The sequence below is a fragment of the Mycobacterium sp. genome (assembly GCF_032162605.1).
Classification (GTDB): domain Bacteria; phylum Actinomycetota; class Actinomycetes; order Mycobacteriales; family Mycobacteriaceae; genus Mycobacterium.
In genome coordinates, this window is sequence record NZ_JAVROT010000571.1 from 1 (window position 1) to 6,104 (window position 6,104).

The following is a 6,104-nucleotide window of genomic DNA, read 5'->3' on the forward strand; positions in this document are numbered from 1 at the left end:
CATCCGCCTCGGCGCCGAACGCGACGGCACCATCACCGCGCTGAGCCACGACGTCGTCGAACAGACCTCCACCGTCAAGGAATTCGCCGAGCAGACCGCCGTCCCGTCGCGCATGCTCTACGCCGGCGCCAACCGCAGCACCAGCCACCGGCTCGCCAAGCTCGACGTGCCCGTGCCCTTCTGGATGCGCGCCCCCGGCGAGTGCCCCGGCACCTACGCCCTCGAAGTCGCGATGGACGAACTCGCCGTCGCCTGCGACCTCGACCCCGTCGAGCTGCGCATCCGCAACGACCCCGACGTCGACCCCGAGACCGGCAATCCGTGGTCGGACCGCCGGCTCGTCGAATGCCTGCGGACCGGCGCCGAGCGGTTCGGTTGGGCGACACGGGATCTGGAGCCCAGGAGCCGCACCGACGGCGAGTGGCTGGTCGGCACCGGCGTCGCGTCGGCGGTATACCCCGCGATGATCCAGCCCGGCAACACCGCCCGCATCGAACACACCGCGCCGGGCCGCTACGCCGTGCAGATCGGCGCCGTCGACATCGGCACCGGTACCTGGACCGCGCTGACCCAGGTCGCCGCCGACCTCATCGGCTGCGACGTCGATGCGATCGACCTGCAGATCGGCGACACCGACCTGCCCGCCGCTTCGGTGGAGGGCGGCTCGTCGGGCATCAGCTCATGGGGCCGCGCCATCTACGCTGCCGCAGAGGCGTTTCGGAAGGAGCACGGCGACGAACCGCCGGTCGGCGCGGCCAGCACCGCCGACGCCCCCAACAACGAGGAAGCCGAGAACTACGGCATGTACTCCTTCGGCGCGCACTTCGTCGAGGCGCGCGTCAACCGGTACACCAGCGAGATCCACGTCTCGCGGATGCTCGGCGTCTTCTCGATCGGCCGGGTGGTGAACCCGACGACGCTGCGCAGCCAGCTGATCGGCGGCATGACCATGGGTCTGTCGATGGCGCTGCACGAGGAGAGCGTGCGCGACCACCGCTTCGGCCACGTCGTCACCCAGGACTTCGCGACCTACCACATCAGCAGCCACGCCGACATCCCCGACATCGACGCCATTTGGCTCGACAGCGTCGACGAGCACTCCAACCCGATGGGCACACGCGGCGCCGGGGAGATCGGCATCGTCGGCTCCGCCGCGGCAGTCGTCAACGCGATCTATCACGCCACCGGCATCCGGGTGCGTCACCTGCCCGTGCAGTGCGACGCGCTGCTCGGCGCGCCGAAGCCCCGCTGACCACAGCTGCAGTTCCCGCCCATCTGCCTCGCACGGGTCCTACTGTCGGTGCATGTCGGAACAAACTGGCGCGGTCGAGATCGCGCATCCACCACAAGCAGTGCTCCGCGCCTTCAACCCGGCGCTTCACCTCGCCCTTCGCACACCCGTCCTCGGGCCCGCGCTCACGAACTTCATGGTCATCACCTTCACGGGCCGCAAGACCGGCCGCCAGTTTTCGCTGCCCGTCAGCGCGCACCACGTCGACGGCGTCCTCTACGTCCTGCTCAGCGCCGGCTGGAAGCACAACTTCCGCGACGGCGCGCCCGCCGAGGTGCTGTACGCGGGCAAGACGACGTCCATGCACGGCCAGCTCATCAAGGAACCCGCGGTGGTCGCCGAGCTCACTTCTCGCGTCGCTACGTCCTACGGCGCGAAGAAGGCGCAGCGGTCGATGGGACTCAAGTTCCGCGACAACCTGATTCCATCGGTCGAGCAGTTCACCGAAGCATCGACCCAACTGGGGATCGCCGCGATCAAACTGACGCCTACCAGCTGACCGCACGTCCGGACCGTGGCGTTGCTCAGCTAATCCGAGCCGTACTCCAACGCCGGCTCCGCCGAGTCGACGTGCCCGTTGCTCGAGATGGTTAGCTCGTTGGGCCGCACCTGGTACTGGGCGCCGTCGGCCGGGTTCGTCGCGTCGAAGCCGCCGTCCGTCGGCACGGCGTTGGCCAGCTGCACGTTGGCGCCGTCCCGCAGGCGTTCGCCGTGGTAGTAGTAGCTGCCCGGTGCCGTCTGGCAGATCACCGCCAGTGAGGAAGCCGTCCTGATCGCCGCCGCGAGCGTGCTCCCCGCATCGCAGCGCGCCGCCTGACCGACGAACCCCTGCGCGTCCGTCCCCGACACCCCGGCAATGGGCGCCGCGCTCGTCGACGTCGACGTGGTGGTCGTCGGCGTCGACGTGGTGGTCGTGGGCGTCGACGTTTCCTCCGAGGCTGACGGCGACGGCGCCTCCGTGGCGGTCGATGGCGGCGGGGCGGCAAGCGTGCTCAGAGGCCCCGACCCACCGGTGTCACCGTTGTCCCCGCTGTACACCAACACCACGGCCAAGATCGCCGCCAGCGCGAACATGGCGACCGTCCCGGCCAACAGCGCCAGCTGCGCGCGGCTGAACCGCGACCGCTTGACCGGCGCCACAGGCGCGACGACCGGCGGGTTCGGGACATAGCCGGAGCGCCCAGGATCCAACGCCGCGAACTGCCGCGTCGGCGGCGGAGCCGGACGGGCTGCTGGCGCGACCGGCGCGGGCCGTCCGTGTGCGGCCGCGACGGCCGCCCTGGCCAGCTCACCGGCCGAGGAGTACCGGTCGGCGGGATTCTTGGCCATGCCCCTGGCGACGACGTCGTCGAAGGCGGGGTTGATCCCGTGGCGGATCTGGCTCGGCCGCGGCGGCGGGGAGAACACGTGCGCGCTCATGACCTGCCTCAGGTCCTCGGCCTCGAACGGCGCCCGACCGGTCAGGCATTCGTACAGCAGGCACGTCAGCGAGTACACGTCCGACGCCGGGCCGCCGGGCTTGCCGCTCAGCCGCTCCGTGGCCATGTAGGCACACGAGCCGATGACCAGCCCCGTCTTGGTCACCGACGCCTCGCCGCCGCCGTGGGCGATGCCGAAGTCGACCAGGTACGCGAAGTCGTCCGGCGTGAGCAGCACGTTCTCCGGCTTGATGTCGCGGTGCACCAGACCGTTGGCGTGCGCGGCGTCCAGTGCAGCGGCGACCTGGCCGATGATCCACACCGCGCGAGCCGGTGGGAGCACGCCGTTGACCCGCAGCTCGTCCTTCACACTGGCGCCCTCGACCAGGCGCATGTCGATGTACAGCACCCCTTCGATCTCGCCGAAGTCGTGCACGGGGATGACGTGCGGCTCCTGCAGCCGGGCCGTGATGCGCGACTCGCGCCGGAACCGGTCCTGGAAGGTCGGGTCGGCCGCCATGTCCGGCCGCAGCAGTTTCAGCGCGACCGTGCGCTCCCGCCCGGTGTCGTAGGCGCGGTACACCTCGCCCATGCCGCCCATGCCGATCAGCTCTCGCAGCTCGTAGGGCCCGAACTGCGTGCCCAGACGCGAGCTGGCACCCGGGGAGCCCATAAGCGTTCCTTCCAACTAGTTGCGAAGCGATCCTCGATGACCGCGCGCACACACCACCGAGCGGTGTTCCCGCTTCGGCCCAGCTCAACCCCATAGCACGGCCGGGCGACGCCGAACTCGAAGGAGCACACAGTGATTGCTTCGTGCCGAGCGTACTCGAACCGACGGAACGCGGCAGGCCGCGCACCGCTACCGGCGCGGAGGCCGCGGACTCCCTGGCGGGGGATACGGCGGCCGTAGGCGCGTCGTGGGCGGCTCGGTGGGCCGTGGCGGGCGCATGGGTGGCCTTTGCTGGCGCGGGTCGGGGGCGGCGGGACGCGGAGGCAAGGGCCCAGGGGGCCGTCGCGGTGGCGGCGCTGCCCGGCGCGGAGGATGCATCCGCATCGCCTGGGTTTCGTCCTCGGTCCAATCACGTTGCACCAGAACGTCTTGCGAGATGCGATCCAACGCCTCCCTGACCTGGCCGCGATCCGGTCGGACCTCAAGGCCAACGGATTGAGTGAGCCCGTGAGTGAGCCACTCCATCGTGTCCGCGCGCACCAGCTCGACCTGGTGTGCTCCCGCCTTGGTCAGCCAGAACATGTCTCCGTTGCGTTCGGCGTAGCCAGTGTCGGCAAGCCGGTCGAAGGCCGGCTCGAGGATCTCGCGCGGCACCCGCACGTGCTCGGCGACGTCTCCCAGCCTGGCCTGCCCCGCGGCCTGCCCGAAGCGGTACACCTGCAGAAGCGCCCAGAGCCGGCTGATGTCGAGCTTGCTTCCCGGCCGCTGAGCCAGGGTGCGCAGCTGCATGCCGGAGCCCTGACGGATCAACCGACCGACGGCGTTCTCCAGCAGTTGGTCCGGTGAGGCGGTCGTCGGCATCGCGAAGCCCTCGCCCATGTCGACGGCCGTGCTGACGTCGTGGTTGCGCAGGGGAACCTGCTTGAGCATCAACGCCAACGCGAACCCGACCACGGCGACCGGGGCGGCATACAGGAACACCTGGTCGAGCGCATCGGCGTACGCGGCCGCGATCGGGGCGGCCATCTCCGGCGACAAGTTGTGCAGCGCATTGGGCGACTGGGCCGCCTCGGGTGGTGCGCCACTTGCGGCAAGGGCATCCGCGAGCCGGCTGTGCAGGAAGTTGTTGAACAGCGAACCGAACACGGCCGCGCCGAACGAGCTGCCGATGGTGCGGAAGAAGGTGACGCCCGAGGTCGCCACGCCGAGATCGGCGAAGTCGACGGTGTTCTGCACGATCAGCACGAGCACCTGCATGCACATGCCGATGCCGGCGCCCAGGACGACCAGGTAGAGCGACTGGACGAAGGTGGAGGTGTCCGGGCCCATCCGCGACAGCAGGACGAACCCCACCGCCATCACCGCCGTGCCCAGTACTGGAAAGAGCTTGTAGCGCCCGGTGCGGCCGACGATCACACCGCTGCTCATCGACATCGTGAGCAGACCGACCACCATCGGCAACGTGTGCAGGCCCGACGTGGTGGCCGACACGCCGTCGACGAACTGCATGAACGTCGGCAGGAAGGTCAACGCGCCGAGCATCGCGAAGCCGACGACGAACGACAACGCGCAGCACACCGCGAAGACCGGCTCGCGGAACAGGCGCATCGGCAGAATCGGTTCCTGCGCGCGCAGTTCGACGGCGACGAAGGCGCCGATGGCCACCAGGGATCCGACGAACAGTCCGATGATCATCGGCGAGCCCCACGCATAGGTGCTGCCGCCCCAACTGGTCGCCAGGGTGAGTCCGGTGGCGCCTAGACCCACCAGAACGATTCCGGCGTAGTCGATGACCGGTCGCGCCATCCTGCCGAGGTTGGGGATCGCGATGACGGCGACCACGAGCACGACGACGGCCACGGGAACGTTGATCCAGAACGCCCAGCGCCAGCTCAGGTGATCGGTGAAGAATCCGCCGAGCAGCGGGCCGATCACCGTCGTGACGCCGAAGACCGCACCGAGGGCGCCCTGGTATTTGCCGCGTTCGCGCAGCGGAATGACCTCGCCGATCACCGCGGTCGCCGTGACCATGATGGCCCCACCGCCGACGCCCTGCAGCGCGCGAGCCGCCACCAGCATGGGCAGCGAGCCGGCCAGGCCGCAGAGCACCGAACCGAGCATGAAGAACAGCACGGCGGCGATGAAGATGGTCTTCCGGCCGATCATGTCGCCGAGCTTGCCCACGATCGCCGTGACGACCGTCGACGCCAGCAGGTAGCTCGTCACCACCCACGCCTGATGGCCGGCACCACCCAAGTCGGACACCACGGTGGGCAACGCCGTCGCCACGATCGTCTGGTCCAGGGCGGCCAACAGCATCCCCAGCAGCACGGCCGTGAAGATCAGGTTGCGCCGGGGCGCGGCGACCTCGGCGTCGCCCCTCGGCGGCTGTGGTGGTCGCGGCGGACCGGTCATCGTTGCGGTCATGTCCTCGAACTCACTCGTCGTGGCTATCCGGTCGGTCTCGTATAACCATTGTGTGGGCGAGCTACGCCTCTGCGGGTTCGACACTCGGACGAGCACCGGCCCACAGCCGACCCACAGCTCACCGCTTCGCGCCCGCGACTCTGCCCTCAACGCCACCAGTTAGCCGACCGGCACGACGACGGGCAAAACGCGTCGATGCTCCAGGAAATACGTCGCGGCGTGGATCGCGCCGACCGTCTCGCCGCTGGGCGCAACCAAGGCATCACCCCAGTTCCGCCGTGGTCCACTCTCCGAC

At 69.4% G+C, this 6,104-nt stretch carries 4 protein-coding genes; 2 read left to right on the forward strand and 2 right to left on the reverse strand.

Annotated features, from left to right (window positions below; translation table 11 throughout):
* Together QOI01_RS31695 and QOI01_RS31700 are read left to right on the forward strand one after the other, a co-directional pair.
* On the forward strand, positions 1–1,252 hold a 1,252-nt coding region (locus tag QOI01_RS31695), incomplete at its 5' end, for a xanthine dehydrogenase family protein molybdopterin-binding subunit (protein ID WP_526387476.1).
* A 52-nt stretch (positions 1,253–1,304) separates the two neighbouring features.
* A complete protein-coding gene (locus QOI01_RS31700) occupies positions 1,305–1,790 on the forward strand; it encodes a hypothetical protein (RefSeq protein WP_526387477.1) in 486 nt (161 codons plus the stop codon).
* A gap of 29 nt (positions 1,791–1,819) precedes the next feature.
* Here the strand turns inward: QOI01_RS31700 and QOI01_RS31705 are convergent, their stop codons facing one another.
* Both QOI01_RS31705 and QOI01_RS31710 read right to left on the reverse strand, forming a co-directional pair.
* Entirely contained in the window at positions 1,820–3,382 is a 1,563-nt protein-coding gene (locus QOI01_RS31705; protein WP_526387479.1) for a serine/threonine-protein kinase, read from the reverse strand.
* Between the two features lie 189 nt (positions 3,383–3,571).
* A complete protein-coding gene (locus tag QOI01_RS31710) occupies positions 3,572–5,809 on the reverse strand; it encodes an MDR family MFS transporter (RefSeq protein WP_526387481.1) in 2,238 nt (745 codons plus the stop codon).
* Positions 5,810–6,104: the final 295 nt, after the last annotated feature.

Bases quoted from the DNA above. Each gene is read 5' to 3' on its own strand.
- QOI01_RS31705 (WP_526387479.1), bottom strand. From the start codon at position 3,382: ATGGGCTCCCCGGGTGCCAGCTCGCGTCTGGGCACGCAGTTCGGGCCC.
- QOI01_RS31700 (WP_526387477.1), top strand. From the start codon at position 1,305: ATGTCGGAACAAACTGGCGCGGTCGAGATCGCGCATCCACCACAAGCA.
- QOI01_RS31710 (WP_526387481.1), bottom strand. From the start codon at position 5,809: ATGACCGCAACGATGACCGGTCCGCCGCGACCACCACAGCCGCCGAGG.